General features: G+C 64.1%; 24 protein-coding genes. 3 read left to right on the top strand and 21 right to left on the bottom strand.

Translation table 11 applies throughout. The annotated features are described in order from the left end of the window. Positions 1–8: 8 nt before the first annotated feature. From flgD to ACIIOY_RS07260, 13 genes are all read right to left on the bottom strand, one after another. Entirely contained in the window at positions 9–425 is a 417-nt protein-coding gene (gene flgD / locus ACIIOY_RS07320; protein ID WP_411033971.1) for a flagellar hook assembly protein FlgD, read from the bottom strand. After that, complete coding sequence (flbT, locus tag ACIIOY_RS07315) at positions 419–865, bottom strand: flagellar biosynthesis repressor FlbT (RefSeq protein WP_411033970.1); 447 nt, start codon at positions 863–865, stop codon at positions 419–421. Before flbT ends, flgD begins: the two co-directional genes overlap by 7 nt. Beyond that, complete coding sequence (gene flaF, locus ACIIOY_RS07310) at positions 862–1,215, bottom strand: flagellar biosynthesis regulator FlaF (RefSeq protein WP_411033969.1); 354 nt, start codon at positions 1,213–1,215, stop codon at positions 862–864. The genes flbT and flaF overlap by 4 nt, the downstream gene beginning before the upstream one ends. Positions 1,216–1,253: 38 nt before the next feature. Continuing rightward, entirely contained in the window at positions 1,254–2,309 is a 1,056-nt protein-coding gene (locus ACIIOY_RS07305; RefSeq protein ID WP_411033968.1) for a flagellar hook-associated family protein, read from the bottom strand. A gap of 3 nt (positions 2,310–2,312) precedes the next feature. Further along, positions 2,313–3,776, bottom strand: a complete 1,464-nt coding sequence (flgK, locus tag ACIIOY_RS07300) for a flagellar hook-associated protein FlgK (RefSeq protein ID WP_411033967.1) — start codon at positions 3,774–3,776, stop codon at positions 2,313–2,315. 43 nt (positions 3,777–3,819) lie between these two features. After that, complete coding sequence (locus ACIIOY_RS07295; protein ID WP_411033966.1) at positions 3,820–5,082, bottom strand: flagellar hook protein FlgE; 1,263 nt, start codon at positions 5,080–5,082, stop codon at positions 3,820–3,822. Between the two features lie 98 nt (positions 5,083–5,180). Next, on the bottom strand, positions 5,181–5,855 hold the full coding sequence (gene rem / locus ACIIOY_RS07290) for a transcriptional activator Rem (RefSeq protein ID WP_411033965.1): 675 nt from the start codon (positions 5,853–5,855) through the stop codon (positions 5,181–5,183). A 281-nt stretch (positions 5,856–6,136) separates the two neighbouring features. Further along, on the bottom strand, positions 6,137–6,715 hold the full coding sequence (locus ACIIOY_RS07285; protein WP_411033964.1) for a transglycosylase SLT domain-containing protein: 579 nt from the start codon (positions 6,713–6,715) through the stop codon (positions 6,137–6,139). Then, positions 6,639–8,042, bottom strand: a complete 1,404-nt coding sequence (fliK, locus tag ACIIOY_RS07280) for a flagellar hook-length control protein FliK (RefSeq protein ID WP_411033963.1) — start codon at positions 8,040–8,042, stop codon at positions 6,639–6,641. Before fliK ends, ACIIOY_RS07285 begins: the two co-directional genes overlap by 77 nt. Beyond that, complete coding sequence (gene motC / locus ACIIOY_RS07275; RefSeq protein ID WP_411033962.1) at positions 8,039–9,352, bottom strand: chemotaxis protein MotC; 1,314 nt, start codon at positions 9,350–9,352, stop codon at positions 8,039–8,041. Before motC ends, fliK begins: the two co-directional genes overlap by 4 nt. Before the next feature lie 4 nt (positions 9,353–9,356). Continuing rightward, entirely contained in the window at positions 9,357–10,589 is a 1,233-nt protein-coding gene (locus ACIIOY_RS07270) for a MotB family protein (RefSeq protein ID WP_411033961.1), read from the bottom strand. Further along, positions 10,586–11,239 (bottom strand): hypothetical protein, encoded by a 654-nt coding sequence (locus tag ACIIOY_RS07265; protein ID WP_411033960.1) that lies wholly within the window; start codon positions 11,237–11,239, stop codon positions 10,586–10,588. The genes ACIIOY_RS07270 and ACIIOY_RS07265 overlap by 4 nt, the downstream gene beginning before the upstream one ends. Positions 11,240–11,544: 305 nt before the next feature. Further along, complete coding sequence (locus tag ACIIOY_RS07260) at positions 11,545–12,507, bottom strand: flagellin N-terminal helical domain-containing protein (RefSeq protein ID WP_411033959.1); 963 nt, start codon at positions 12,505–12,507, stop codon at positions 11,545–11,547. Positions 12,508–13,218: 711 nt separating this feature from the next. On the opposite strand from ACIIOY_RS07260, the gene ACIIOY_RS07255 reads away from it, so the two are divergent. The 3 genes from ACIIOY_RS07255 to glf all read left to right on the top strand — a co-directional run bounded on the left by ACIIOY_RS07255 (position 13,219) and on the right by glf (position 20,059). Continuing rightward, positions 13,219–16,650 (top strand): beta strand repeat-containing protein, encoded by a 3,432-nt coding sequence (locus ACIIOY_RS07255; RefSeq protein ID WP_411033958.1) that lies wholly within the window; start codon positions 13,219–13,221, stop codon positions 16,648–16,650. A 177-nt stretch (positions 16,651–16,827) separates the two neighbouring features. Continuing rightward, entirely contained in the window at positions 16,828–18,879 is a 2,052-nt protein-coding gene (locus ACIIOY_RS07250) for an O-linked N-acetylglucosamine transferase, SPINDLY family protein (protein WP_411033957.1), read from the top strand. 22 nt (positions 18,880–18,901) lie between these two features. After that, positions 18,902–20,059 carry a UDP-galactopyranose mutase gene (glf, locus tag ACIIOY_RS07245; RefSeq protein ID WP_411033956.1) on the top strand — a complete coding sequence of 386 codons (1,158 nt, stop codon included), beginning with the start codon at positions 18,902–18,904 and terminating at the stop codon, positions 20,057–20,059. 83 nt (positions 20,060–20,142) lie between these two features. Here glf and ACIIOY_RS07240 read toward each other — a convergent pair whose 3' ends face one another. From ACIIOY_RS07240 to flgA, 8 genes are all read right to left on the bottom strand, one after another. Continuing rightward, positions 20,143–21,108, bottom strand: a complete 966-nt coding sequence (locus ACIIOY_RS07240; RefSeq protein ID WP_411033955.1) for a flagellin N-terminal helical domain-containing protein — start codon at positions 21,106–21,108, stop codon at positions 20,143–20,145. A 254-nt stretch (positions 21,109–21,362) separates the two neighbouring features. Further along, positions 21,363–22,247 (bottom strand): flagellin N-terminal helical domain-containing protein, encoded by an 885-nt coding sequence (locus ACIIOY_RS07235; protein ID WP_411033954.1) that lies wholly within the window; start codon positions 22,245–22,247, stop codon positions 21,363–21,365. A gap of 235 nt (positions 22,248–22,482) precedes the next feature. Beyond that, on the bottom strand, positions 22,483–23,229 hold the full coding sequence (fliP, locus tag ACIIOY_RS07230) for a flagellar type III secretion system pore protein FliP (protein WP_411033953.1): 747 nt from the start codon (positions 23,227–23,229) through the stop codon (positions 22,483–22,485). Further along, positions 23,226–23,744 (bottom strand): flagellar basal body-associated FliL family protein, encoded by a 519-nt coding sequence (locus ACIIOY_RS07225; RefSeq protein ID WP_411033952.1) that lies wholly within the window; start codon positions 23,742–23,744, stop codon positions 23,226–23,228. The genes fliP and ACIIOY_RS07225 overlap by 4 nt, the downstream gene beginning before the upstream one ends. Positions 23,745–23,778: 34 nt before the next feature. Then, positions 23,779–24,486 carry a flagellar basal body L-ring protein FlgH gene (gene flgH / locus ACIIOY_RS07220; RefSeq protein ID WP_411033951.1) on the bottom strand — a complete coding sequence of 236 codons (708 nt, stop codon included), beginning with the start codon at positions 24,484–24,486 and terminating at the stop codon, positions 23,779–23,781. Continuing rightward, entirely contained in the window at positions 24,483–25,016 is a 534-nt protein-coding gene (locus ACIIOY_RS07215) for a MotE family protein (protein WP_411033950.1), read from the bottom strand. Before ACIIOY_RS07215 ends, flgH begins: the two co-directional genes overlap by 4 nt. Further along, positions 25,013–26,125, bottom strand: a complete 1,113-nt coding sequence (locus ACIIOY_RS07210) for a flagellar basal body P-ring protein FlgI (protein ID WP_411033992.1) — start codon at positions 26,123–26,125, stop codon at positions 25,013–25,015. The genes ACIIOY_RS07215 and ACIIOY_RS07210 overlap by 4 nt, the downstream gene beginning before the upstream one ends. Beyond that, complete coding sequence (gene flgA, locus ACIIOY_RS07205) at positions 26,125–26,634, bottom strand: flagellar basal body P-ring formation chaperone FlgA (RefSeq protein ID WP_411033949.1); 510 nt, start codon at positions 26,632–26,634, stop codon at positions 26,125–26,127. The genes ACIIOY_RS07210 and flgA overlap by 1 nt, the downstream gene beginning before the upstream one ends. Positions 26,635–26,649 lie beyond the last annotated feature (15 nt).

Below are 26,649 nucleotides of genomic sequence, written 5' to 3'. Positions count from 1 at the left end.
GATAGGGTTCACTTCACGGTTACGCCCGGTCCGACGACGATCTTCTCGCCCGACTCAAGCGTCGCTACGATACCGTCGTTGTATAGCGTGACTTCCTTGACGACGCCAGAAATCTTGCCGTCGTCGCTGGTCACGGTGCGGCCGATGACGGAATTGGCCTCCTGGAGCGAAGTGCGCTGGAGCAGGCTTTCCAGGTTCTTGTTCGTCTTGATGGTCTGCTCCACCTGGGAGAAGGTCGCAAGCTGCGCCATCTGCTGGGTCGCGTCCATCGGCTCGGTCGGGTCCTGGTTCTTCATCTGCGCCACGAGCAGCTTGAGGAAGCTCTCGTAGTTCAGGGTCGCGGACTTCGAGTCGGTCGTCGAATCGGCGCCCGTCACGGTGGGCACGTAGCCGGAGGAGGTCGAAGAGCCGACAGTGTCTACCATGGTGCGATCTCCCTGCGGATCTGCTCGACAGTAGCCGGAGCCAGTTCCTGGTTGTTGAGGATGCGGTCCTCGATCGGGTAGAGGGCGCGGATCGCCTTCAGCGCCTCGAAGGCGCGGCCCTGCGTGACGAGGGCGTCGACGCGCTTCAGCTCGGCCAGCACTTCCTCGTTCTTGAAGCACGAAAGCAGCATGATGACCGACTTGCGGAACATGGCGATCGACTGCTCCGCGCCTTCCGGATTGATCAGCGACATCTGCGCGATGAAATAGAGCTGGCGGAGCGGCGTGGTCGCCTGTTCCGGCTGCAGGACATGGTTTTCCAGAAGGAAGGTCACGTCGTTGAGGAACTCGATCGCCACCTTGCGATCGACCCTGAGGACCGCCCCGTTGACGAAAATGCGCTCACCGGACTTCAGCGATATACGCAGCGTACTTTTCATTTGATGCCATCCTTGATGATGGTGGTGATGTCGATGATGCCCTGGAAATTCGTGGATTCGCGTTTGCGGATCTTTTCGATCTCCTTGAGGATCCAGATGGCGATAGAGATGAGATTGGCCCGAAGCTCGTCATCGAGCTGGTTTTCCGGATTTCCGAGGTCTTCGATGAAGCGGATCCATACCCGGCGGGTGAAATAGACGGCTTCCACCGTCTCCTTGCCGAAGTTTCCGCCCTCGGACGTCATCGCCGCCTTCAGGAGCGCAATCGACCGTTCGAGGACCTGCCGTTCCCGATCCTTCGAGACGGCAACGCCCTCCTCCATGATCTCGGCATATGAAAACTGGTACATTCAGACATCCTTCATGTGTGTCCGTACCCTCTGGTTCATCAGAGGTAGTTCAAGAGACTGAGATTCTGGATCCTCGACGTCAGCGTGTAGGCGAGTGAAAGCTGCGATTCGAGCGTGGTGACACGCGTCGCCGCCTCGTAGGTATCGATACCCTCCATGTCCTTGATGCTGGTGCTCAGGATGGTGATCTGGGCATTGAGCGAGACATTGGCCTGCGTCACGCGCGATTCGGAAATGCCGAGCTTCGAGCGTTCCCCGTCGATGCCGGAAATGGCGCGGCCCATATAGTCGATGGCCGCGTCGCTGACCGTCTTGCGGGTGGCCTCGGAAACGCCGAGGGCCAGCAGTTCCTGGCCGAGCACGAGGCCGAGCGCCATGTAGCGCATGCCGTCCGTATTGGTGTTGGTCGAGCTCTGGACAGTTTCGGAAGCGCTGATGCGGCTCTGCATGTTCTCGTCCGAGGCATTCGACCAGTTCGCCTGCCAGTCCGGCCCCATGAAGCCCGCCTCGAGGCTGCCGATGAAGCTCTGCATCTGGGCGGGCGTGATGTTGGCGACGGCCGCGTCGGCCTGCGAGAAGCCGAAATGCGTCAGGAACGCATCGTCGAAGGCAGCCTTGGCATCCGAGACCGGCGATTCCTGGAAATAGTCCTTGAACGGCATCACATCGGAATTGATGCCGGCGAAGAGATATTCCCCGCTGAAGGAGGAGTTGGCCGCGGCCGTGAAGGTCGAAAGCGCGTTGCCGATATTCTTCTGCGCGAGCGCCAGCTGATCGGCCGACGTGATGCCGGAAAGCGCGATCAGCACCTCCATCGCGTCGTTCGCCGCCGTCGACATCTGGCCGAGAGCCTCCTGCGAGGCCGCAAGCCGCTGGGTCGTCAGCGCGTTGGTGCTCTTCAGCGATTCCATGCGCTGGAGGTCGCGGTGCAGGTTCAGCGTGCGCGCGGTCTTGGCGCCCAGCACGGCGCCGACATCCGCATGGCGGCCCGTGACCGTCTCCTCCTGGAGCTGCAACATCTCCGTCTGCGCCTTGGCCACGGTGAGCCGCATCGCATTCTGAAGGGACATGTTGGAAACGAAAGAAGTCTTCATGACTTAGCCCGCCGCTTGAAGAAGAGCGGTGATCATCTCATCGATCGCCGCCACGAGTTTCGCCGACGCCTTGTAGGACTGTTCGAGGTCGAGGAGCAGCGCGAGTTCCTCGTCGAGGCTGACGGCCGTCACGTTCTGGAGCGCTTCCTGCGTGCGGGCGAGCAGCGCGTTCTTGTCGTCGCCGGCCGTCGTCGCCGCGCTGCGGATCTCCTCCAGCCAGCCGACCGAGGCCGTGCTGAAGGCGAGGATACTCGTCGACGTATCGATTCCGGTAGCCGGATCGTAGGTCGCCGTCGCTTCGAAAGCTGATGCATAACTGTTCAGGAGCGCCGAAAAGCTAGCGTCGTCGTTAAGGTTGAAGTCTTCGTTTATGCCATCGCGCAAACGCATGGCATTGCCGACGTCGCTCGGCGGAATCGCCGTGCCGGTGATCACCTTGGGATTCACCTTTATCACGGCTGCCAAGCCGGGAACGACGGCGTCGCTGCCGAGATCGACACCGACGGCCATGCCGTTGCGGACGAAAAGCCCGTCCGCCGCGCTGCCGGCGGTGTTCTCGGAGAACATGTTGATGAGGCCGCGGGAAATCTCGTCGAGCTGGGCCTGGAAGGTCGGCGCGGTGTGGTCGCGCAGTTGCAGGAGCGCGGCTATCGAGCCGCGCGCGCTGGTGTTGCCGCCCGTGCCGGCCTGGACCGGCACGCCGTCGATCAGCACCTGGTTGCCGTCGACCGCGGCCGTGTAGGTCGTCGTCGGTGCGAACGTCACGCTGCGCGCCACCGTCTCGAAGAGTACCGTGCCGTCGCTGGTGTAGAGCGCAAGGTCGTTGTTCGTGCGGGTCACCGTGGTGACGCCCACGATCGCCGAAATTTCGGTCAGCAGCTTGTCGCGCTGGTCGAGCGCGTCGTTGACGTCGGCACCCGCGGCCGTCCCCTGCTTGATCTGGTCGTTATAGGTCTTGAATTCCTTGAGCAGGCGGTTGAGCTCGGTCACCGCCGTATTGATGTCCGCATCCGCCTCGGCGCGCATCTTCTGCAGCGCGAGCGAGGTGCTGTTCAGCGAATTGGCGACGTCGATCGCATCCGAGACGACCGTCTCGGCGAGCGAAACCTCGTTCGGCTTGTCGGCGAAGGTCTGCAGGTTGTCGCGAAGCTTGGCGAGATAGGTGGACGGGGCGAGCTCGTAGTCCTCGCCGCCGAGCATCATCTTCATCTGCGTGAGGCCGGCAAGCAGCGTATCCTGTCCGGACGCCTTGGAGATCGAGAGCAGGTTCTGCTTCAGCAGGGCTTCGTTCTGGGCCCGCTGCGTTTCGACCACCGTGGCGCCGGAGGTCGCCGTGGCGAGGATCGCCGCACGGCGGGCATAGGCCGGGTTGCTTGCATTGGCAATGTTCTTCGACGCGACGGCCGATTGCAGGCCTACGTTGGAGAAACTGGACTGAGCAGTCTTCATTGCTGCTGAAAGCGACATCGGTTCTACCTAACTCTCGAATGCGCGCGGGGTTCAGGCCGCCTTATCTCTTGAGGTTGACGAGGACTTCCATAAGTTCCGAGCCGGTCTGGAAGACCTTCGAGTTCGCCGTGTAATTGCGCTGCGATTCGATCATGCTCGTCAGCTCCTCGGCGATGTCGACATTGGAATCTTCCAGCGCGCCGGAAATGATGCTGCCGTAGCCGCCATTGCCGGCATAGCCCATGACGACGACGCCGGAATCGGGGCTCTGCGCGTAGACGTTGCCGGCAAGCGGCTTGAGGTTGTCCGGGCTCTGCACATTCGCCATGGCGATACGATACTTTGGCGCGATGTCGCCGTTCTCGTATTTCAGATAGACGATACCGTCGTCGCTGATCTCGTAACCGGTCACGCCGCTCGGGCCGATGCCGTCGATGTCGCCCTTCGCCGCGAAGGAGGCCGCAAGCTGCGTCGAACCACCGGTGTCGCCGCCGATGGAGATTTCCAGGGAATTGAGCACCGCGCCCCCGATGGGCATGCCGCTCGTGACGATGTCCGTCGGCGAGACGAGCCTGCCGTCCGTGTCGAAATCGAGCGTCTCGGTCGTGGCGGTGGCCGGCGGCGTGATGACGGTGGGCGGGCTGGCGAGCATGTCGTATACGTCTCCGGTATCCGGATCGGTATAGGTTACGCTCAGGTCCCACTGGCCCGGCGTTGCCGTCGTCGAATAGTTGAAGTCCAGCTTGCGCGTGTTGCCGAGGCTGTCATAGGCGACCAGCGACGTCGACTTCGTATACGGATGCGCCTCGTTCGACGGCAGGTTGACGTGAAGGTAACCGCTTTCAGATGCCTTTACGCTCAGTTCGCCGGACGCGAGGTTGATCTCCTCGAGGCCTGCAAAGCCGTTGATGACGATCGTCGGATCTTCCGTGGACGAATAGGGATAGCCCAGCAGCGTGAAGCCGGCAGAGTTCTTCAGCGTGCCGTCATCCATGACGGTGAAGGCGCCGGCGCGCGTCAAGTATTCCTGGCCGTCCGTGCCCTGCACGATGAAGAAGCCCTTGCCGTTGATGGCGAGGTCCGTCGAGGAGTTCGTGTAGGTGAAGGTGCCCTGCGCGGAGATGGAGTAACGCACATCCGTCGTCACGCCGCCCGAATTGTACGCGCCGCCGGTGGTGGGCAGGATCAGCGAGGAGAACTGGGTCGAAGCCTTCTTGTAGCCCGTCGTGTTCGCGTTGGCGATGTTGTCGGCCACCGTGCTCAGGCGGTTGGCCTGCGCGTTCATGCCGGAAACACCCGTTCTCATCGTACCATAAAGGCTCATGTGATTTCCCCGTTCGTCTGTCGCTGCGACCCTATGGGACGGGCCTTGCGTGAAGCTGGCTGCCGGGGTCCGCCTCCCCGCCAGCCAGCGATCATGTTTCAGCCCTGCCAGTCGATGCAGTAGCCAAGGAAGCGCTTGGAATCGATCGGATCGAAACCGAGCTTCTTGCGCAGCTTCTTGCGCAGCTTGCTGATGTGGCTTTCGACGACATTCTCCTCGACGTCTTCATCGAAGATGCCGTAGATCGCGTTGAAAATCTGGGTCTTGGAAAGCCGGCGGCCGCGGTTGGCGACCAAATATTCGAGGATGCGGCGCTCGCGGCGCGGCAGGGGAAAGACCTCGCCGTTGATTTCCGGATCGCGGCCGTCGGAAAAGACGCGGATCGGGCCGATGTCGGTGTGGTTGGCGAGCGCCTTCAAGCGGCGCCGGATGGCCGCCGCACGGGCCAGGATCTCACGGGGATGAACCGGCTTGCGCACGACGTCGTCGACGCCGCTGTCGAAAAGCGCGAGCGTGGTTTCGAGGGAGGGGGTATCGCTGACCGCGATCACCGGGGCCTGGGAGCGATCCCGGATCGCCCGCGGCAGCTCCATCGAGAGCTGCCCCTGACCGATCACGAATGCCTCGACCGCGTCGATGTCGGAATCGGCTGCGGTATTCACCCACTCGCCGAATTCCCGGGGATCGAACCCCGTCGAGGGCACGCCCTCGCGACCGAAAAGAGAAGTATAGCCGTCTTTAACGAGCTCGCGCTCATCAACCACTACGATCATTCGTCCGCCTCCGAATCAGTGTAGTGCCTCGTTTAGGCAGTGGTACGAATCGGGCGAATCACCGGCAACTAGAGGAATTAATTGGCGGGTTTTAACAGTTGATTAAGAATTGCGTGCCGATTTGGTCTAGATATAGTAGGTCCTTGCAAAATTTGCCACAATTTTACGGTGGAAAAGTTAACAAAGGTTAACGACCTGCCTTGCCATCCCAAAACGTGGCGCATTCTTGCCACATTGCGGCACAGGCTTCTGCGAGGCAGAAAATTCAACTTTTAGTCGAATTATCGGCAGAACTGTTTCGCGTTAGGCGTCCAGCTGCCATAGCCGGTCGCCACCAGGTTCGCGATCACCCGGCAGACGTAGCGCTTCTGCGCCGGGTCGTTGTTCGGTCCGGCGTGATAGCGTGCGACGGCCATCGTCCAGGTCTCGTGCCGGGCGTGCAGGCGCGCCAGGAACGCGGCCGCATATTCGACGTTCCTGCGCGGATCGAACATCTCGGCCGGCGAGGCGAACTGGTCGCCGTGGAAGTGGTGGTTGATCTGCATGCAGCCAAGGTCGATCAGCCTGGCCCCCCGGGCACGGGCCGCCTGAAACGTCTGGAGCGCATCCTCCCGGCTCGTGCCGAAATAGGCCTTGCCCTCGATGTTCAAGGCATAGGGCTGGAGCGATCCCTTGCGGCCGGTCTCGGTGAGGCCGACGGAATAGAGGATGCCCGCCGGGATGTCGTACTTGGCGGCTGCCGCCAGGATTTCCCGCTCGCAAGCGCCGACGGACGCTTCGGCATCAGATATAGACGCCGCCAGAGCGCACAGACTGGCCGCCAGCAAGGCCAGAAGCGGTTTCCGACATAGTGCCTTCATGAGTCCTTTCCTCGCGTCCGAAGGTGCCCGTACCCTGCTCTCCGCCACGCTCGCGGCCGTTTCCGCCCTCGCGGGCCTGCGGCTGGCTGGAGAATTGCTGCTGTTGCGATTGCTGGCCCTGCCCATCGCCCTGCGCGCTCGCGCCGCGGTCCGCCGGCGCAAGCTGCACGCTGACCTGGTCCACGGCAAAACCCTGGCCCCGCAGCGCCCGCACGATGGCATCCTGGTCGTCGGTAAGCTGGCGATAGGCCTCGCCCGTCTCCACCTGCAGCGAGACGACGAGGTCGTCGCCGTGAAGGCGCAGCGTCGCCGTCACCAGGCCGAGTTCGATCGGGTGCATCTGGATCTTCAGCGTGTTGACGACCTTGCCGGTCGCCGCCGCCTCGGAGTGGGTCAGGCTGCCGGTGGCGCTGAGGGAGGCCGTCCATTCCGGATCCTGCGTGATCGCGGTCGTCACGGCGGCTGCATTGCCGGTCTGCGCCAGACCGATGTAGCGGCGCGCATCGACCACGGTGACCGTCTCACCCTGCGGACCGGTGGGGCTGGCGTCGCGGAAGGTCGCACGATCCCCCGCCCCCGTGATGCTCATGTCGAGCTCGCGCCCCTTGCCGTCCGCCCGGATCAGACGGAAGAGCTGGTCGGTATCCGACTGCGGCACGTCGCCGGCATCGCCGGCGTCGACGAGATGGGGCACCTCCACGCTGGCGCCGGCCTTGGCAGCCTGGATGTCCGCCTTGGCGGATGCCTTGCCGCCCGGCTGCACCCTGACGTCCTGCACAACGGCCTTGGCGGTGGAACCGTCGATGACCGCATGAGGCGTCGTGGGAGCGGCCAGCAATTCGAGAAGGTTGCCGACATCCGTTCTGTCGGTTGCCGCCTTGTCCGGTGCGGCACCGTCCCCATCGTCCTTAGCCGCCAGTTCCCCGGCCTTCTGCGCACCTGCCTTGGCACTTTCGCGCTTCTCGGAATGCGTCTTTCGATCCGGGCGGCCGACGGAATCGGCGAGCGAGGCGACATCGAAGGGAATCTCGCCCTCGGGGACCTCGCCGCCCGCCTCACGAAGCACGTCGGCCGGCATGTCCCGGCGGATGGTTTTCGCCTGCGTGCCGCCCGCCTGTCCGGCATCGAGCTCTCCGCGCCCGTTGCCGGAGATCGAAATGCGCCCGCCCTTGCGGCCGCCTTCCTCATCCTTGGCGTGGAGGTTGGCGATGGTGATGGCGAAATCGCCCTTTGCGGAAGGGTCGGCGGTCTTGCCTTGCCCGGCCTTGCCCTTGGACGGCGCCTGCCCCTGCAAGACGCCTAAAATCCCGCTGCCGATAGTACTCAACTGCCTTCTCCTTCCAAGAGCGCATCGATCTCGCCGAGCTTGGACCGGCCGCTCGATAAGAAATTTTCGAATGCGGGGTCGGTGCCCGCATTTTCCGGCCGCTTTTTGCCTTCCTGCTCCGGCTCGGCGACGGCCACGGGCGTTTCTCCGCCTTCCGCTTGCGGGTCCATCGCCCGATCCGCCGTTTCGGCCTCGTCGGGCCCTTCGTGGGAGATGGTTTCCGCCTCCGCAGGCACCTTGGCCTCCTGCTTCGCAGAGGCTTGCGGCATGCGCAGGACCTCCTCCGCCACCGCGCGGGCAGCCGCCTTCAGCGCCCGGTCCTTGACGGAAAGCTTGTCGTCCGGAATGGCGACGATCGTTTCCATCGCCGCCGCCACGTCACCCGATGGTACGGAGGCAAGCCCGGAATAGAGCTCCGCCAGCGCCTTCGGAACGCTCTCGTCGTCGCCCGAGAGAATCTGGGCGCGTTCGGCGGCAAGCGAGGCAAGCTTGTTCTTGCCGGAGATCGCCGCCAGCCGCGCCATGCGCAGATAGACCTCCCGCTGGCGCGGCACGTCCATGAAGGAGAGGACTTCGAGGATGTCCTCCTCCTTGAGGGCATCGAAATGATCGACGGCGAGCTTCACGAAAAGATCGGCGAACTGGCTTGCATAGGGCGAACGCAGGTAGCGGCGCGCGTAGCGGTTCGCATAGGTCATGCTCCTGTCGATCCAGCCCGCTTCGCCCGCAACGTGGATGGAGCGGCGCAGCGCCGCCTCCTCGACGATCGTGCCGGGCGCGACGAGGCGCGCCCAGTCGAAATAGCTGAGCGCCAGCTTGGGGTCCTTTCGGATGACCGAATTGGCCGAGACGAGCGCGAGATAGGGCCCGACGCGCGAGCGCTTGTACTCCGGGAATATCTCCGCGAGCGACTTCACGCTCTGGCTGCCCCGCCCGCCGAGATAGCTGCGCAAAGCATCGGTGAGGCGGGAATCGAAATGGCCGGCAATGTCCTTCTTGATCAGGAGCTCCAGCGTCTCGGGATTGCCGCCGCTCATCGCGTAGACGAGCGCGGCATCCACGTTGCGCGGGTCGTCGAATAGGGAAGGGTCTGCCGTGCGCAGCCGCTCGTCGATCGTGGTCAGCAGGAAGCGCTGCATTTCCATCGCGGAATGATCGCCGAGCACCACCGTGTCCTGCACGAACTGCAAAGACCGGATCATCTTGTAGGGCGCGAGATCATCGGGACTTGCGGCACGAGCGGATGCGATGACCGGAAGCGTCGCGCAGAAGACCGTACCCGTCAGAAGGAGGCGCCGAAGGAAACCCATCGTTTCAGCCGCCCTCGGCCTGGATGAGGATTTCGATGCGCCGGTTGGCGTCCGCCATCGGATCGTCCGGCACCTTCAGGCGGCGGTCGGCGAAACCGGTCACCTGGCTCACGCGCTTTTCTTCGAGACCGCCGCGCACCAGCATGTAGTAGGCGCTCTGCGCCCGGTCCATGGAAAGGCGCCAGTTGTCGTTCTTGCCGCCGGCGAAGGGACGGCCGTCCGTGTGGCCGCGAATGGCGATCGCGCCGGGCCGGCCCTTCAGGATCTTGCCGATCTTCTCCATGGCGAGCACCATTTCCTGCCGCGGCACCGCCGAGCCGATGTTGAACATGGGCGTGTCGAGCTGGTCGGTGAGACTGACGAGAAGGCCCCCCTCCGCGGGGGTGACCGTCAGGCCCTCGGCGAGCCTGCCCAACGTGCCGATCTCCTGCGCGATCTGCTTTTTCAGCTCGTCCGCCTGCTTTTCATCGCCGGCCCTTGCCGCTTCGGCGGCAGCCTTGTCCGCTTCGGCCTTCTCTTCCTGCGCTTTCTTCGCCGCGGCCTCCACGTCCGCCTTGGCCAGCGCTTCCTCCACCGTCCGGTCGGCATCGACCGCCGCGATCTGCTGGCCGGACTTGCCGTCCTGCGGCTTGGCTTCGCTTCCGGCATCGGTCGCTTCGGAGATTTCCACCTGCTGCGTCCAGAAATCGGGATCGAACGGGTCGCGATAGGCCTCGCCGCCACTGGCGCCGGTGGCGGGGCCGGAATTGGCGGCGCCGCCCTCGCCCTTGGCGCTCACATTCGCCTGCTGGCCGACTTCCTGCGCGATCTCGGAGAGGACGGAATAGGGATTGTCGAAGAAGTCCGCCTCGGAATACTGCGTCTCCTCGCCGGCCGTCGTGTTTTGATCCTGTCCCTTTTCCGCGCCGTTGCCGCTTGCCTGCTGCTGCCCCTGCTCCTTGGACTTGTCCTGCGCCGCCTCGCCTTCCTTGCTGTTGGCGGGCTTCTTCAAGGACCTGTCGGCGGGTTTTTCGTCCGTGAGCTTGATCGGATTGAAATAGGAGGCGACGGAGGCCTTCGTTTCCTCGTTGGCGGCATTGACGAGCCACATCACGAGAAAGAACGCCATCATCGCCGTCATGAAGTCGGCATAGGCGATCTTCCAGGCGGCGGCATGGTGGTCGCCGTCATGGTCGCCATGGCGCTTGACGATGATGATCTCGTTCTTGCCGTGGTGGTGATTTTCGCCTTCGCTCATGCAAGCACCTTGCGCACGGTGTCAGCCCAGGCCGCCATCCGCGTTACCAGGACGGCATCGCCGAATTCAACCGTCAGATCGACATCCTGCACCTCGACATGCCGGAAGACCGGAGCGGGCTCCTCGAAGTGTGACTTCAACTGCTCGAAGAGGTTCAGCGGCCCCCGCACCGTGATCGTGATGCCCTCGCCGTCCTGCAGCCCTTCGGCGATCATGCGCGCGAGATCGGCGACCGCCCCCTTCGTGAGGACCTGGTTCATGACCGGGGCCAGGACCTGCGCGGCCTGCGCGGCGACATGGTCGGCGACTTCGCCCGTCAGCGCGGAGAAGCGCTCGGCGAGAGCGGCCGCATAGTCCTGCTCGTAGCGCGCCTTCAGGGCGTCAAGCTCGGCCCGGTGCGCTTCCTTCAGGCCGGCAAGCTCGGCCTCGTGCCGGGCGGAAAGCTCCGCCTCGGCTTCCGCCCGGCCCTCGGCGAAGGCCGCGGCCCGTTCTGCCTCCACATCCACCGCCGGCACGGCGGGGGGCAGCACGAAAGGTTCGGCCGCAGCCGCGCCCTCCTCCCGGGCAAAGCCCTGCGGCTGGAAGGCGGGTGCCTGCACACGCTTGGGCGCGCCGAAATCCTTCAGGTAGCGGGCGAGATGGACGCTCATGCCGCGCGCCCCTGTCTTGCGACGTCCCGGACAAACGCGGGCGAAGCCCGCCGGGATACCCGCGGGCCGCTTCGACGTTCGCTCGTAGAAACACTCTTACCTGACAACACCGCTGACCTGTCTCCTCGGACGCCGCGCCCTGCGAAAGGCGCACAATCTTCCTGATCGTGCCATCGAGCCTAGGCGTTCAAACTTGTGCGAGGATGAAGATGGAGGGTGTTGGGCCGCGCCAGGGCAAATCGCGCGGCCCAACCGCCCGCTTCGGCCGATGACCAACGGCCGGGCGGATCGAAGCGCGCCTGCCCTTACTGGCGGAAGAGCTGGAGGATGTTCTCGGCGCTCGAATTGGCGATCGACAGCGACTGGATGCCGAGCTGCTGCTGGGTCTGGAGCGCCTTGAGCCGCGTCGATTCCTCGTTCATGTCCGCATCGACCAGACGGCCGATACCCTTGTCGATCACGTCGTTGAGGCTGGCGACGAAGCTCTCCTGCATCTCGATGCGCTTGGTGATGGCACCGAGCGTGGACGCGGCGTTCGTCAGGTCCTTGATGATGTAGTCCGTGACGCTGATCATCGCGTCCAGCGCTTCATAGGTCGTGTCGTTGTCGATCTTGATCTCGTCACCGGCGGGCGAGCCGCCCATGTCGATCAGATAATAGCTTCCGGTCAGCGCACCGGGATCCTCCGAAAGGACGGATGCGTCGATGGACTTGGTGAGATAGCCCCGGTCGGGCTCCTCGATGTCGATCAGCACGGAATTTGCCGTATCGAAGTCGAGCGTGGCGACCTTGACGTTACCGCCGGCCGTGCGCACGAAGGAGGCGACGACGGACTTGACGCCGAGTGCGTCGACGCCGGAATTGTAAAGCCAGTTCTCGCCGGAGAAGGACGCCGATTGGGCGGCCGAGACGAGCTGGTTCTTCAGCTCCTTGATCTCGTCGTTGATCTTGGTCTTGTCCACGCCCGGTTCGCGCGCAGCCACCAGCTTCGCCTTGATCTCGCTCATCACCTCGATGACGTTCTCAAGGGCCGTATAGGCGGTGTCGACCTTGGCGGCGCCGAGGCCGAGCGCGTCGGCCACGGTGGAGATCGCGCGGTTGTCGGAGCGCATCGTGGTCGCGATCGACCAGTAGGCGGCGTTGTCGGAGGCGGTCTCGACGCGAAGGCCTGAGGAGACGCGCGCCTGCGTCGTCTGAAGGTTGTTGTCGATGGAACGGAGGGTCTGCAGCGCCGCCATGGCGGCGGAGTTGGTCAATATGCTGGTCATTGGCACTTGCCCTGAGATAGGAATTGTCGGGGACATGCCGGAGTGAGGCGGGGAACCGGTAACGACGGAGAGGCTTCATGCATCCGGCGCCGCTCGTTTGCCCTGGGCGCCGGTCCATCGTTCTTAACGATTGGTTAACGGCAAATGGTTAACAAAAGGTTAACGCCATCGAGGTCTCGTAAAGACAAATGAAAAAACCGTTATCTTGTAATGGCTATTTCCTGCCGCTCCTACGGTTTCAACCCGAAGGGAGCCGGAGACGCGGGGGCGAATGCGTCATAGCGGCACGACAATGCGCCAAATCGACAGGAAGACGCATCGTTTCGGGTCGTATCCGGCGTTCCGATGCAAGGATGTGTTGCATTCTATTAACGGTTTTTTAGCAGTTCCTGCTTAGAACTTTCCCCAGTTGTGAGAGTCCTGCCCATGTAGGCGCTCGCAATCACTGGCGTAGGGATCGGAGCCGCGACCGGCTCTGGAAGCATGATGCCCTTCCGATGCGCTGGCTCGTTCGAGTCATGTTCCACGTAAACATTGCTATCGTCCGCAAGGCACCCGAATTGCAACGCCAATGGCGGGTCCAGCCGGACGTACAACGCTGCAGCAAGCGCACGACATGCTGAGTCCACCGTAAGGGGATCACATCGGTCCTTTGGCAGGCGACTCGCACGGGAATGACGTTTGTGAGAGCCAACCATCAAGGGCGCGTTCATGACTTCAATCGTTACTTCCCTTTCGGTCAACCAGATCCGGGCGCTCTCGTCGACCGCGATCGCCAACCTGTCCACGACCGACATCGCGGCGCTCAGCAGCGCCCAGATCAAGGCCCTCAGCTCCGCGCAGATCGCCGCTTTCGAAACGGAAGACATGGCGGCCTTCTCCTCGGCCCAGCTCAGCGCGGTTACCGCAAGCGCCATCGTCGGCCTGACGCTCGCGCAGATCGAATCGATCTCCTCCACCAACATCAGCGGCCTCACCGCCTCCCAGATCGGCGCGCTGAATACGGCGCAGATCGAAAAGCTGAACACCGAACAGGTCGAAGCCCTCACGAGCACGCAGATTGCAGCCCTCAGCGCTGCCGCCCTCGGCACGTTCGATTCCGATGAAATCGCCGCCATCTCGAGCAGCGAAGTCGCCGCCATCAGCGCCAAGGTCCTGGCAAGCCTCTCCACCGCCGCCATCGCCAACTTCACGAGCGAGCAGATCGGCGCCCTCAATGCCAAGCAGGTCGCTTCGCTTACCAGCGCCCAGATCGCCGTCCTGACCTCCGACCAGATCGAAGGCCTCTCCACTGGCAGCGTCGCAGCCCTGACCGCAAAGCAGCTTGTCGCGCTTTCGACCGACGTCGTCGCCGCCCTCAGCACCGACCAGATCGCCGCCCTCTCGGGCAAGCAGATCTCGGCCCTGACCACCGCGCACGTCGCCGCGCTCGTCACCGACCAGGTGGAGGCGCTCAACAGCAGCCAGATCGCCGCTCTCAGCGCCGCGGCCCTCGACACCATGACCTCCGACGAGATCGCAACCTTCTCGACGGACGAAGTCGCCGCCCTCAGCGCCAAGGTCCTGGCAGGCCTTTCCACCGCCACGATCGCCAACCTCGAGAGCGACAAGCTCTCGGCCCTGACGGCAAAGCAGGCGGCAGCCCTCACGACGGCCCAGATCGCCGTCCTGACCTCCGACCAGATCGAAGGCCTTTCCACCGGCAGCGTCGCGGCCCTGACCGCAAAGCAGCTGGCGGCACTGTCGACCGACGTCGTCGCCGCCCTCAGCACCGACCAGATCGCCGCCCTCTCGGGCAAGCAGATCGCGGCCCTGACCACCGCGCAGGTGGCCGCGCTCGTCACCGACCAGGTGGAAGCGCTCAACAGCGGCCAGATCGCCGCTCTCAGCGCCGCGGCCCTCGACACCATGACCTCCGACGAGATCGCAACCTTCTCGACGGATGAGGTCGCCGCCCTCAGCGCCAAGGTCCTTGCAGGCCTCTCCACCGCCACGATCGCGAACTTCGACAGCGAAAAGATCGCGGCCCTGACGGCAAAGCAGGCAGCAGCCTTCACGACGGCACAGATCGGCGTCCTGACCTCCGACCAGATCGAAGGCCTCTCGACCTCGACGCTTGCCGCCCTCTCGGCAAAGCAGGTCGCCGCCCTGACGACCGACGCGATCGCCGCGCTCAGCACCGACCAGGTCGCTGCGCTGACGGCAAAGCAGGTGGCCGCCCTGACGACCGCGCAGGTCGAAACGCTCGACACCGACCAGGTACAGGCGCTCAGCAGCACCCAGATCGCCGCTCTCGGCGCCCTGGCGCTCGACACGATGACCTCCGACGAGATCGCCTCCTTCACTTCGGATGAAGTCGCCGCCATCAGCACCAAGGTCCTGGCAAGCCTCTCGACCGATACGATCGCCAACTTCGACAGCGACCGGATCGCCGCCCTGACGGCAAAGCAGGCCGCAGCGCTGACGACCGCGCAGCTCGGTGTCCTGACCTCCGACCAGGTCGCAGGCCTTTCGACCGGCAGCCTCGCCGCCCTGACGGCAAAGCAGCTGGTGGCGCTGTCGACGGATGTGGTTGCCGCTCTCAGCACCGACCAGATCACGGCCCTGACGGCAAAACAGGTCGCAGCCTTGACCACCTCGCAGGTCGCGGCCCTCATCACCGACCAGGTGGAAGCCCTTTCGAGCAGCCAGATCGCGGCTCTCAGCGCTGCCGCGATCGGCACAATGACCTCCGACGAGATCGAAACCTTCTCCACGGATGAAATCGCCGCCATCAGCACCAAGGTCCTGGCAGGCCTCTCCACCGATACGATCGCCAACCTGACCAGCGACAAGATCGCGGCCCTGAACAGCAAGCAGGTCGCTGCGCTGACGGCGGCCCAGATCGGCATCCTGACCTCCGACCAGGTTGCCGGCCTGACGACCGGCAACATCGTCGCCCTCACGGCCAAGCAGATCGAAGCCCTGAAGACCGACGCCATCGCGGCCCTCGAAACCAGCCAGATCGCAGCCCTGACGGCCAAGCAGGTGTCGTCTCTGACGACCGCACAGGTGGCAACGCTCGACTCGGATCAGGTGGAAGCTCTTTCGAGCAGCCAGATCGCTGCCCTCAGCGCTGCCGCGATCGGCACGATGACCTCCGACGAGATCGAAACCTTCTCCACGGACGAAGTCGCAGCCATCAGCGCCAAGGTGCTCTCGGCCCTGACGACCGATGCCATCGCGAACTTCGGCAGCGCCCAGATCGCGGCCCTGAGCTCCGCCCAGGTTCTGGCCCTGACGACGGCCCAGCTCGCGACGCTGACCTCCGACCAGGTTGACGGCTTCACGACCGGCCAGATCGCCGCCCTCAGCGCCGGCCAGATCGCAGCCCTGAGCACCACGGCGATCGCATCGCTCGACACGGATCAGGTCGCCGCCATCACGGCCAAGCAGATCGCGGCCCTGACGACGGCCCAGGTTGAGGCGCTCGATACCGATCAGGTGGAAGCTCTTTCGAGCAGCCAGATCGCAGCCCTCAGCGCCGCAGCGATCGGCACGATGACCTCCGACGAGATCGCAGCCTTCGATACCGATGGTATCGCCGCGATCAGCGCTAAGGTCCTGGCCGCCCTGTCGACGAGCGTGATCTCCAACCTCGACAGCAGCCTCATCGGCGCCCTCGGCTCGGCTCAGCTCGCCGCCCTGACCACGGCTCAGATCGGTGTCCTGACCTCCGACCAGGTTGCAGGCCTGACGAGCGACAAGATCACGGCCCTGACGGGCAAGCAGCTCTCGGCCCTCTCGACCAACGCCGTCGCGGCGCTCGAGACGGACCAGGTCGCTGCCCTGACGTCGCTGCAGATCGCATCGCTCACCACCGACCAGGTGGCAGCGCTGGACTCCGACCAGATCGAGGCTCTGACCAGCGGCCAGATCGCTGCCCTCAGCGCCGCGGCCCTGGAAGCCATGAGCTCCGACGAGATCGCGACCTTCCTCACCGACGAGATCGCCGCGATCAACGTGAAGGCCCTGGCGGGGCTGTCCACCGAGGACATTGCCGGCCTGACCTCGGAACAGGCGCAGGCCTTCACCAGCCAGCAGATCGGCGCGATGACCAACGCGCAGATCGAGGCCGTCATCGCAGCCTATAACGACATCTGAGCCGGCCAGGCTCCAGATCCGGCGGCGCGGGCCATGCCCGCGCCGCCTTTTTCGTTTCGGCTCCCCTTCCCCGAAAACCGGCCAGCCCGACGCAAGACAACTCCGATAGCAAGATAGACGAGCTCATTCCGAGTCGTTCAACAGCCCGGCCAGCAGGCCCCTTGCCGCAGGATGTCCATGACCGTCAGCACGCCCATCGTTCCCGACCCGAACGCGCCGCTCCTCAACCTGCTGATACGCGCACGCACGCAGCAGCTCTCGCTCGCCGAGCTGTTCCAGGTCGCGGAAGGCCTGGCCGGCGCCGGCCAGACGGCACCGGCGATCGAGCTCTACAAGACCTGGATCGCCTTCAACGACGCCAACCCGCTGCTGCATCTTGCCTATTTCAACTATGCGGTCTCACTCTCGAAGGCCGGCGACGCCGCGGCCGCGCTGCATGCCCTGCGCGCGGCGGTGCGGCTGAACCCGCTGTTCGGCCAGGCGCATATCAATCTCGGCCGGACGCTCGAGGATTGCGGGCTGACCGGCCAGGCGGTGCAGCAATGGCGTACCTTCGTCGAGGCGACGGCGGAGCTCACGCCCGACCGGATCAACAACCGGCTGCTCAGCCTCCAGCATATCGGCCGCGTGCTCGAAGGCACCGGGCAGCTCGAAGAGGCCGAAGCCGCGCTCTGGCAGGCGATGGAGCTGCAGCCCTCCCGCACCGAGGCGGCCCAGCACTGGATCTCGCTGCGGATGCGCCAATGCAAATGGCCCGTAGTGGTCCCCTCCACGCAGCTCACGACCCGCCATTTCATGGACGCCATGTCTTCCATGACGATCGCCTGCTATACGGACGACCCGCTGTTCCACATGGCAAAGGCCCACAAGTATTGCCATCAGACCGTGGGCAGGCCCGCCGACCTTGCGGCATTCGAGCGCAAGCCGGTGCGGAAGAAGACGGGGACCGGACAGCGCCTGCGCATCGGCTACGTCTCGTCCGACCTGCGCCAGCATGCCGTCGGCTTCGCACTGAGCGAGGTGCTGGAGCTGCATGACAAGTCGGCCGTCGAGGTCTTCGCCTACTATTGCGGCGAGCCCGTGCCGCACGACCAGACCCAGGCGCGCATCAGGCAGGCCGTCGACCACTGGCGCGACATCACCAAGCTCAGCGACGTCGAGGCGGCCCGCCAGATCGTGGCGGACGAGATCGACGTGCTCATCGACATCAACGGCTATACCAAGCACGCCCGCACGAAGATCTTCGCCTACCGCCCCGCACCGGTCATCGTGAACTTCTGCGGCTATCCCGGCACGATGGCGAGCCCGTACCATCAGTACATGATCGCCGACGAGACGGTCGTGCCGCCGCAGAACGAAATCTACTATACGGAAAAGGTCCTGCGCATCGCCTGCAACCAGCCGGTGGACCGCAAGCGCGCGGTGAACCCGCGCCCCACCCGTGCCGCCGCCGGCCTGCCGGAAGACGCCTTCGTCTTCGCCAGCTTCAACGGCATGCAGAAGATCACCGCCCGCTGCTTCGCGCGATGGATGGCCATTTTGCTCTCCACGCCCGGCAGCGTGCTCTGGCTGCTGGTCGGCGACGAAAGCGTCAACGAGCGCCTGCGCAAGATGGCCGAACAGGCCGGCGTCGCGCCGGAGCGCCTCATCTTCGCCGGCAAGGTGCAGAATCCCGACCATCTTGCGCGGATCGGCCTTGCCGATCTTTTCCTCGATACCTTCCCCTACGGCGCCCATTCCACCGCGGCCGACGCCGTCACGCAGGGCCTGCCCGTTCTGACCGTTGCCGGCAAGAGCTTCGCGTCGCGCTTCTGTGCCAGCATCGTGACGGCGGCAGGCATTCCCGAACTGGTCTGCAGCGGCCCGGACGACTACGTGCGCAAGGCCATCGGCTTCGCCAAGGACCCGGCAAGCCTTGCGGCTGTACGCGAATCGCTCGAGCGCCAGCGCGAGACCTGCGCGCTACGCGACATGCCCGGCCTTGCCCGCCGCCTCGAAGACCTGTTCTGGCAGATGCAGGGCGAGGCAGAGCGGGGCGAGACGCCCGTTCCGGATCTCAGGAACCTCGACATCTATTACGAGATCGGCGCCGAGCTCGCGGCGCGGGACATCGAGTTCGAGGACGACGAGAGCTATCGCGCACGCTATCGCGCCGAGCTCGCCGCCCTCAACGACTTTGCGCCTCTCCCGCCGGACGCCCGCCTCTGGCCGGCACCTGCCGGCCGATGAGGGGAATGCGGAGCCGGATGCCATGCAGGTAGAAGAAAGAATTCTCATCGTCGGGGCCGGGCTTTCCGGCGCCGTCATCGGCCGCGAGCTCGCGCAAAAGGGTTACCGGATCGAGATCGTCGATTCGCGCGGCCATATCGGCGGCAACTGCCATACCGAGCGGGACGCGGCAACGGGCGTCATGGTGCATGTCTACGGCCCGCACATCTTCCATACGGACGACGAGGACGTCTGGAACTACGTGAACGGCTTTACGACCTTCATGCCCTACAAGAACCGCGTGAAGGCAACGAGCGGCGGCCAGGTCTATTCGCTTCCCGTCAACCTGCACACGATCAACCAGTTCTTCGGCAAGAGCTTCCGCCCCGACGAGGCCCGCGCCTTCATCGAGGAGCAGGCGGACAGGACCATCACCGATCCGCAGACCTTCGAGGAGCAGGCCCTGCGCTTCGTCGGCCGCGACCTCTACGAGGCCTTCTTCAAGGGCTATACGCAGAAGCAGTGGGGCTGCTCGCCGCGCGAGCTGCCGGCATCGATCCTGAAGCGGCTGCCGGTGCGCTTCAACTACGAAGACAACTACTTCTTCCACAAGTACCAGGGCATGCCGGAGAACGGCTATACCGAGATGATCGGGCGCATCCTCGACCATCCGAACATCGCGGTGACGCTGGGAGCCAGCTTCCGGCGCGACGAGAAGGCCGGCTTCAGCCATGTCTTCTATTCCGGGCCGCTCGACGGCTATTTCGACTATGAACTCGGCCGGCTCGGCTACCGCACGCTCGATTTCGAACGCTTCACCTATGACGGCGACTACCAGGGCTGCGCGGTGATGAACTACGGCGATGTCTCGGTGCCCTATACCCGGATCACCGAGCACAAGCATTTCTCTCCCTGGGAAGAGCATGAAGGCTCCGTGTGCTACCGCGAATTCTCGCGGGCCTGCGAGCCGGACGACATCCCCTACTATCCCATTCGCCTCGTGAAGGAGAAGGCGCAGCTTGCCGACTATGTCGCGCGCGCCGAAAGGGAGGCGGGCGTCACCTTCGTCGGACGGCTCGGCACCTATCGCTACCTCGACATGGATGTGACGATCCGCGAGGCGCTCGACACGGCAAGGCTCTATCTCGCCCGCAGCGCGCAGAATGCGGCGATGCCAGCGTTCCTCAATCCGCCGCTTTGACGGGCTGGGCGGCAAAAAGACGAAGGCCCCGGCAGAACCGGGGCCTCCAGAAAAACTTGAAGGGTCTATCTTCCGGCTTCCGATTAACGGAAGAGCTGGAGAATGCCTTCCGCCGAGGAGTTGGCGATCGAAAGCGACTGGATGCCGAGCTGCTGCTGGGTCTGCAGCGCCTTGAGGCGGGTCGACTCTTCGTTCATGTCGGCGTCGACGAGGCGGCCGACGCCCTGGTCGATGGCATCGACAAGCTTCGCAGCGAAGTCTTCCTGCAGGTCGATGCGCATGGAGATCGAACCGAGCTGGGAAGCAGCCTTGGTCATCAGCTGGATGGCGGCTTCCGTCAGGTTCAGGGCCTCGGCCATTTCGGCGTCGGTGAATTCGCTGATATCGAGCGTAACGACGCTGTCGGTGATGGTGTAGGTATTGTCGGTCGTATCGATGTCGTCACCCGCGGCGCCCAGGATGCCACCCGTGCTCTGCGTGTGGTCGCTCGTGTCGACGGTCGTGAAAAGCACGTTCTGGGAGTCAGCCGTCTGCTCGTCAAGCGTGTAGATGGTGGTGTTGACCTTGACCGTGCCGGACGCATCGCGGATGAAGCCGGAGACGATCGTCTTGTCGGCGACGGCACCGGTCGCGGTGCTGTCGAAGACCAGCCAGTTCTGGCCGTTGAACGAAGCGCCGCTGGCGATCGACACCAGTTGCTGCTGGAGCTGGGTGATTTCTTCCTGGACCTTGGCCTTGTCGACGCCCTGTTCGGTTGCGGCGGTGACCTTGGCCTTGATTTCCTTCACGACATCGATTGCCGCTTCCATACCGGCGTAAGCCGTGTCGACCTTGGCCGCGCCGAGGCCGAGAGCGTCCTGCACGGCCGACAGCGCCTTGTTGTCGGAGCGCATGGTGGTTGCGATGGACCAATAGGCAGCGTTGTCCGCAGCTTCACCGACGCGCATGCCGGACGATACGCGGCCCTGCGTGGTTTCCATGCTGCTGCCGATCGAGCGCAGGGTCTGGAGAGCGGACATCGCCGCGACGTTGGTCAGAATGCTCGTCATGTATAGGTGCCCCTTGAATGGCTGACTGGGAAAGGGACATTCCGGATGTTACCGGGGAACGGTGGTCAGCATCATGCCTGCCAACCGGTTAAGTTTCTTGGTTAACCCACCGTTTCGTTGCTCCAAGAAAACCGCAATAAAGTTAATGAAGTCTTTAGCGCAGAATAAAAATGATAAAGGCCGCGCCCGTTGCCGGGCGCGGCCTTTTCAGGTTTGCGGTGCGGTCAGCCTTCGCGCCGCCCACCCATCCGTGATTAACGGAACAGCGAGAGGATGTTCTGCGAGTTGGAATTCGCGATCGACAGCGACTGGATGGCGAGCTGCTGCTGGGTCTGCAGGGCCTTGAGACGCGTGGATTCCTCGTTCATGTCGGCGTCGACGAGACGGCCGATGCCCTTTTCGAGAGCGGTGGAAAGCTTGTCCGCGAAGTCTTCCTGCAGGCCGATGCGCATGGAGAGCGAACCGAGGTTCGAACCGACGGTGCCGAGGTTCGTCAGCGCGGTCTCGATGGTGTCGAGATGCGTTGCGATCGTCGCATCGTCCGTGCTCGCATCGATCGAAATGGCGAGCGTGTCGGCGAGGTAGCCCGTGGAATCGTCGACTTCGCCGGTGGTGGAGTCATAGGCGCCGAACAGGGCGTTTGCAGCCGAGTCGTAGGTTGCCGTCGTGACCTTGACGGTGCCGTCGCTGCCGCGCACGAAGCCGGTGACGACCGTCGTGTCGGCGGAGCCGCCGGCAAGCCAGTTTTCGCCGTTGAAGGTGGCGGAGGCGCCGATGCTCTTCAGCTGCTCCTGGAGCTGCGTGATTTCTTCCTGGACCTTGACCTTGTCAACGCCCTGCTCGGTCGCGGTGACGAGCTTCGCCTTGATTTCCTTGACGACGTCGATCGCCGCTTCCACACCGCCGTAAGCCACGTCGACCTTTGCGGCGCCGAGGCCGAGAGCGTCCTGGACGGCAGAGAGAGCTGCATTGTCGGAACGCATGGTGGTTGCGATCGACCAGTACGCAGCGTTGTCCGAGGCCGCGCCGACGCGCTGACCGGACGAAATGCGGTTCTGCGTCGTTTCCATGTCGTTGTTGATGGTGCGCAGCGTCTGGAGCGCTGCCATTGCAGACGTGTTGGTGAGAATGCTCGACATTCTAGTTGTCCCTTTGAACGAAATACTGGTGGGGACATACCGGACTGACTTTACCGGTTACGGCGGTTCGGCATCATGCCAACTCGGTTTCTCCAGCGGACTGAAGGGATACCAAACCCGTCGTGTGAGCCCAAAACTCGCAGCCAATCCTTGCCAACTCCTTAAATCGGCAGGGTGCTTTCGACCCACCGGGAAACAGGGTTAATGCCGGGTAAGAAGGTATGGTTAAGCAGCTCTAACTGAAGGAGCGCACCAGGCTGCCGACGAGCAGGTTCCAGCCGTCGATGAGGACGAAGAACAGGATCTTGAAGGGCAGCGAGATCGAGGTCGGCGGCAGCATCATCATGCCCATGGCCATGGTGATGGTGGCGACGATCAGGTCGATGACGAGGAAGGGCAGCACGACGAGGAAGCCGATCTCGAAGCCGCGGCGGATCTCCGAGATCATGAAGGCGGGGATGACGACGCGCAGGTCCGCCACATTGTCCTGCATCACGGTCTGGTCGCGCTCCTCCGCCAACGAAATGAAGAGCTCGAGGTCCTTGTCGCGGGTATTGGCCACCATGAATTCACGGAAGGGCTCGGCAATGCGCCGTGCGGCCTCCGTCTCGTCGATCTGGTTGGCGATCAGCGGTTCGACGCCGTTCTGCCAGGCCCGGTCGAAGGTCGGCGCCATGACATAGAAGGTCATGAAGAGCGCCAGCGAGACGAGGATCATGTTCGAGGGCGTGGTGGCGAGCCCCATGCCCGAGCGCAGGATCGAGAAGGCGATGACGAAGCGCGGAAAGCTCGTCACCATGATCAGGATGCCGGGCGCGACCGAAAGAACGGTGAGCAGCCCGAAGGTGCGGATGATCCAAGACGCGACCGAGCCGTCGACCGGCGCATTGAGCAGATCGCCCGGCAGTTGCAGCTGCTGCTGGGCATAGGCCATGCCGGTCATCGCCATCATGGCGACGAAGGTCAGAAAGGCTCGAATCATTCGATCACAAAGGTCCGGAACATGACGTTGGTTACGCGTCCTTCGGACCTGAGGTCAACCCGCTCCTGCAGGTCTTCCCTGAGATATTGGAAGCCGCGCGGCCCCTGCACCTGCTGGAGCGAGACCGTGCGCATGTAGGCCATGATATCCTGGTGGATTTCCTCCGCCAGAACGACATCCGGCGCGCCCTTGAACATCAATGCGACTTCCAGGCGCACGCGATTGTCGGACGGATAGGCAAGGTTGCTGGTGATCGGATCGAGCAGCACGACGCCGCTCGCCTCGGTTGAGATGTGCGTCACTTCCTGACCGGCGTCGCCGGACGCGCCGTGGCCGCTCGCGGCGGCGGGTCCCGCCTTCGCCTCCTCCGCCGGCTTTTCGGCGGGCGGGGGAGCGAGCATGTTGCCCACGAACCAGCCGCCGCCGCCGGCAAGCAGCGTCAGGATGGCGATGACCGCGATGGTGATGACGAGCGAAGGCTTCTTCTGCCCGCCGTCCTGTTCTTCGTCCGCCATGGTGTCCTTCCCGTATTGCGAGGGGGTGCGATCGTCAGATCGGCGAGAACAGATCGACAGCCTGTTGGCCCCACGGCGGCTGCTGCACTTCGGTCAGGCGGCCGCGGCCGCCGTAGGAGATGCGGGCTTCCGCGATGCGCTCGTAGGAAATCTGGTTGTTGGCGTCGACGTCCTGCGGCCGCACGATGCCGGCCACGTTGAGGATGCGCAGCTCGTGGTTCACGCGCACCTCCTGCGAACCGCTGATCAGCAGGTTGCCGTTCTCGATCACGCCGGTGACGACGGCGGCGACGAGCAGGTTCAGCTTTTCCGAACGCTCCGTCGTGCCGTCGCCCTTCGTGCTGGTCGAGGAACCGAAGGAAAGGTCGGCTTCCGTGTCCACGCTGAAATTGTTGCCGGAGCCGCCGAAGCCGAGGTTCATGCCGCTCTTATTGGTGCGGGACCGGTCGGTCTTGTTGTCGAAGCTCGCGCGGTCGTTGACGCGGATATTGACGGTCAGGATGTCGCCGACCTTGAATGCGCGCGAATCCTTGAAGAGTGCCGACTGCTGGTCGCTCCAGATCGAGTAACCGGAAACCGCCGTGCGCGGCTGCTTGGGATACATCGCCATCTGCGGGGTCTCCGCATAGTTGAGCCCGCTGCCGATCGGACTCATCGACGGCGCCCGGCCGATCTCTTTCACGGCCTGGCTGCAGCCCGACAAGGCCATCGCGACGGCAAGTACGGAGGCGGTCTTTTTCATGACGGGTCCTTTGACGTGTTCTTGTCGGTCGCCGAGGCGATGATGCGGGTGAGCGCCGCGGCCTTGTCGGCCGGCATCTCGCTCAGAATGGTGCTCGACTGGCGCGGCGGCAGCTTCATGACGATGGCCGAGGCGATTTCCGGATCGAGTTCGGCAAGCTGGGAGGCTGCGGCATCCGGCTTCATCTTCCGGTAGATTTCGACGAGGCCCGCTTCGGCGGTCTTCAGGAAGTCGTTGCGGCGCTTGAGCCAGTCCTCGTATTCGGCGCGCCGGGCCTCCAGCGTCCTGATGCGCGCGTCGACGTCCTTTTGCAGGTTTTCCAGCTCCTGCTTCTGGAGGAGGTAGCGCCGGTCGCGTGCGGCATCCGCGATATTGGTGCAGAATTCGCGGATCTCGTCGGCGCTCGCGTTGGTCGTCGTGATCACCGGACGCTCCTCGGCGAAGGCGCCGGGAATGGCCATCATGACGAAGCCGGCCAGGGGAAGGACCAGCCTGCGCGCAAGGGTTGAGGGAGCCATGCCTGTCGTCATTGCAGCACCAGTTCTGCCTGAAGGGCGCCGGCCGTCTTGATGCTCTGCAGGATGGAGATGATGCCATCCGGCTTGACGCCGATGCTGTTGAGGCCCGAGACGAGCGAGCGCAGGCTGGAGCCGTCGAGCATCGCGACATTGCCGCCGTCCTGCTGCACGAGGATGTCCGTATTCGGCTGGACGGCCGTCACGCCCCTGGAGAAGGGTTCCGGCTGGATCACCTGCGGCATCTCGTTGACCTGCACGGTCAGCGTGCCGTAGCTGACGGCGACGGGCGAGATGCGCACGTCCTGGCCGATGACGATCGTGCCCGTGCGCTCGTTGATGACGACGCGCGCCGGCGCATCCGTCTCGATGACGAGGTTCTCGATGTCGGCCATCAGGCGGGCGAGGTCCGCCATCTTCGGCTTGGCGATATAGACGGACTGCGAATCGCGCGATTCGGCGATGGGCGCGCCGTACTGGGCGGCCGCATAACGGTTTATGGCGTCCGCCATGCCGACCGAGGTCGAGAAGTCCGGGTTGCGCAGTTGCAGCACGAGGTCGGACGAATCCTTGAAGCGCGAGGGCAGCTCGCGTTCGATGATCGCGCCGTTCGGCACGCGGCCGGCGGTCGTCACGCCCTGCTGCACGGTGGCCGCCTCGCCGCCGGCACTGACGCCGGTGACGACGATCGAACCCTGCGCGACGGCATAGATCTGGCCGTCGGCGCCGGAAAGCGAGGTCATGACGAGCGTGCCGCCGCGCAGCGAGGTCGCATCGCCGAGCGAGCCGACGGTCACGTCGATGCGGCTGCCGGGGCTGGCGAAAGGCGGCAGGTTGGCTGTGACGAGCACGGCCGCGATGTTCTTCGCACGTGTCTGCGTGCCGACCATCGAGATGCCGAGGTTCTGCAGCATGGCGCGCATGGACTGTTCGGTAAACGGCGAGGAGCGCATGCTGTCGCCGGTGCCCTGGAGGCCGACGACGAGACCGTAGCCGATGAGCTGGTTCTCGCGGCCGGCCTGCAGCGAGGCGACATCCTTGATGCGGGCGGCCGGCAGCGCGGGACCTGCCGCAAGCACCAGGCATGCGAGGAAGGCGGCGGCGCGGAGAAGGAGGGACTGCATCATTTCGCCACCACGTGGACGGTTCCATCGTCCATGACCGTGCCGGAGACGATCACGCCGGAATCCTTGTTGCGGACCTTGACGAGCTCGCCGACCGCCGCATCCTGCAAGGGGGTGCCGGCGGCGCGCAGAACGAGCGACCCGTTGTCGAAAACGAGCTGGACGGTGGTGCCGCGGGAAACGGCGAAAGGCTCGCGCAGCGCCGAGGTGAGGATGACCCGGCCCGGAAGCAGCGTGCGCTTGGTCACGAGGCCGTTCACGGCGGCGATGGTTTCCGCGTAGCCCTTCACGATGTTCGGATTGGTGACCTCGACCTCTTCGAGCTGGCCCGCGTCGAGCTCCTCGCCCGGATAGATGATGCGCTTGGGCACGACCGCGGTGCGCATGTCGGCAAGGGCCGCATCGGCCGCCAGAAGACCGAGCAGCACCGCCGGCGCGGCGAGGATCGCGCGCCGCCATGCGGATAGGGTCTTTCCGGTACGAAGAGCTGCTATCAGGCGAAACATCATGTTCCCCGCATGTCC

Origin of the sequence: Shinella agrisoli, from assembly GCF_046557955.1 — a bacterium.
In the GTDB taxonomy this organism is placed as follows: Bacteria; Pseudomonadota; Alphaproteobacteria; order Rhizobiales; family Rhizobiaceae; genus Shinella.
Note: the sequence above shows the minus strand (reverse complement) of the source record. Positions and strands in the feature narration are given on the sequence as shown.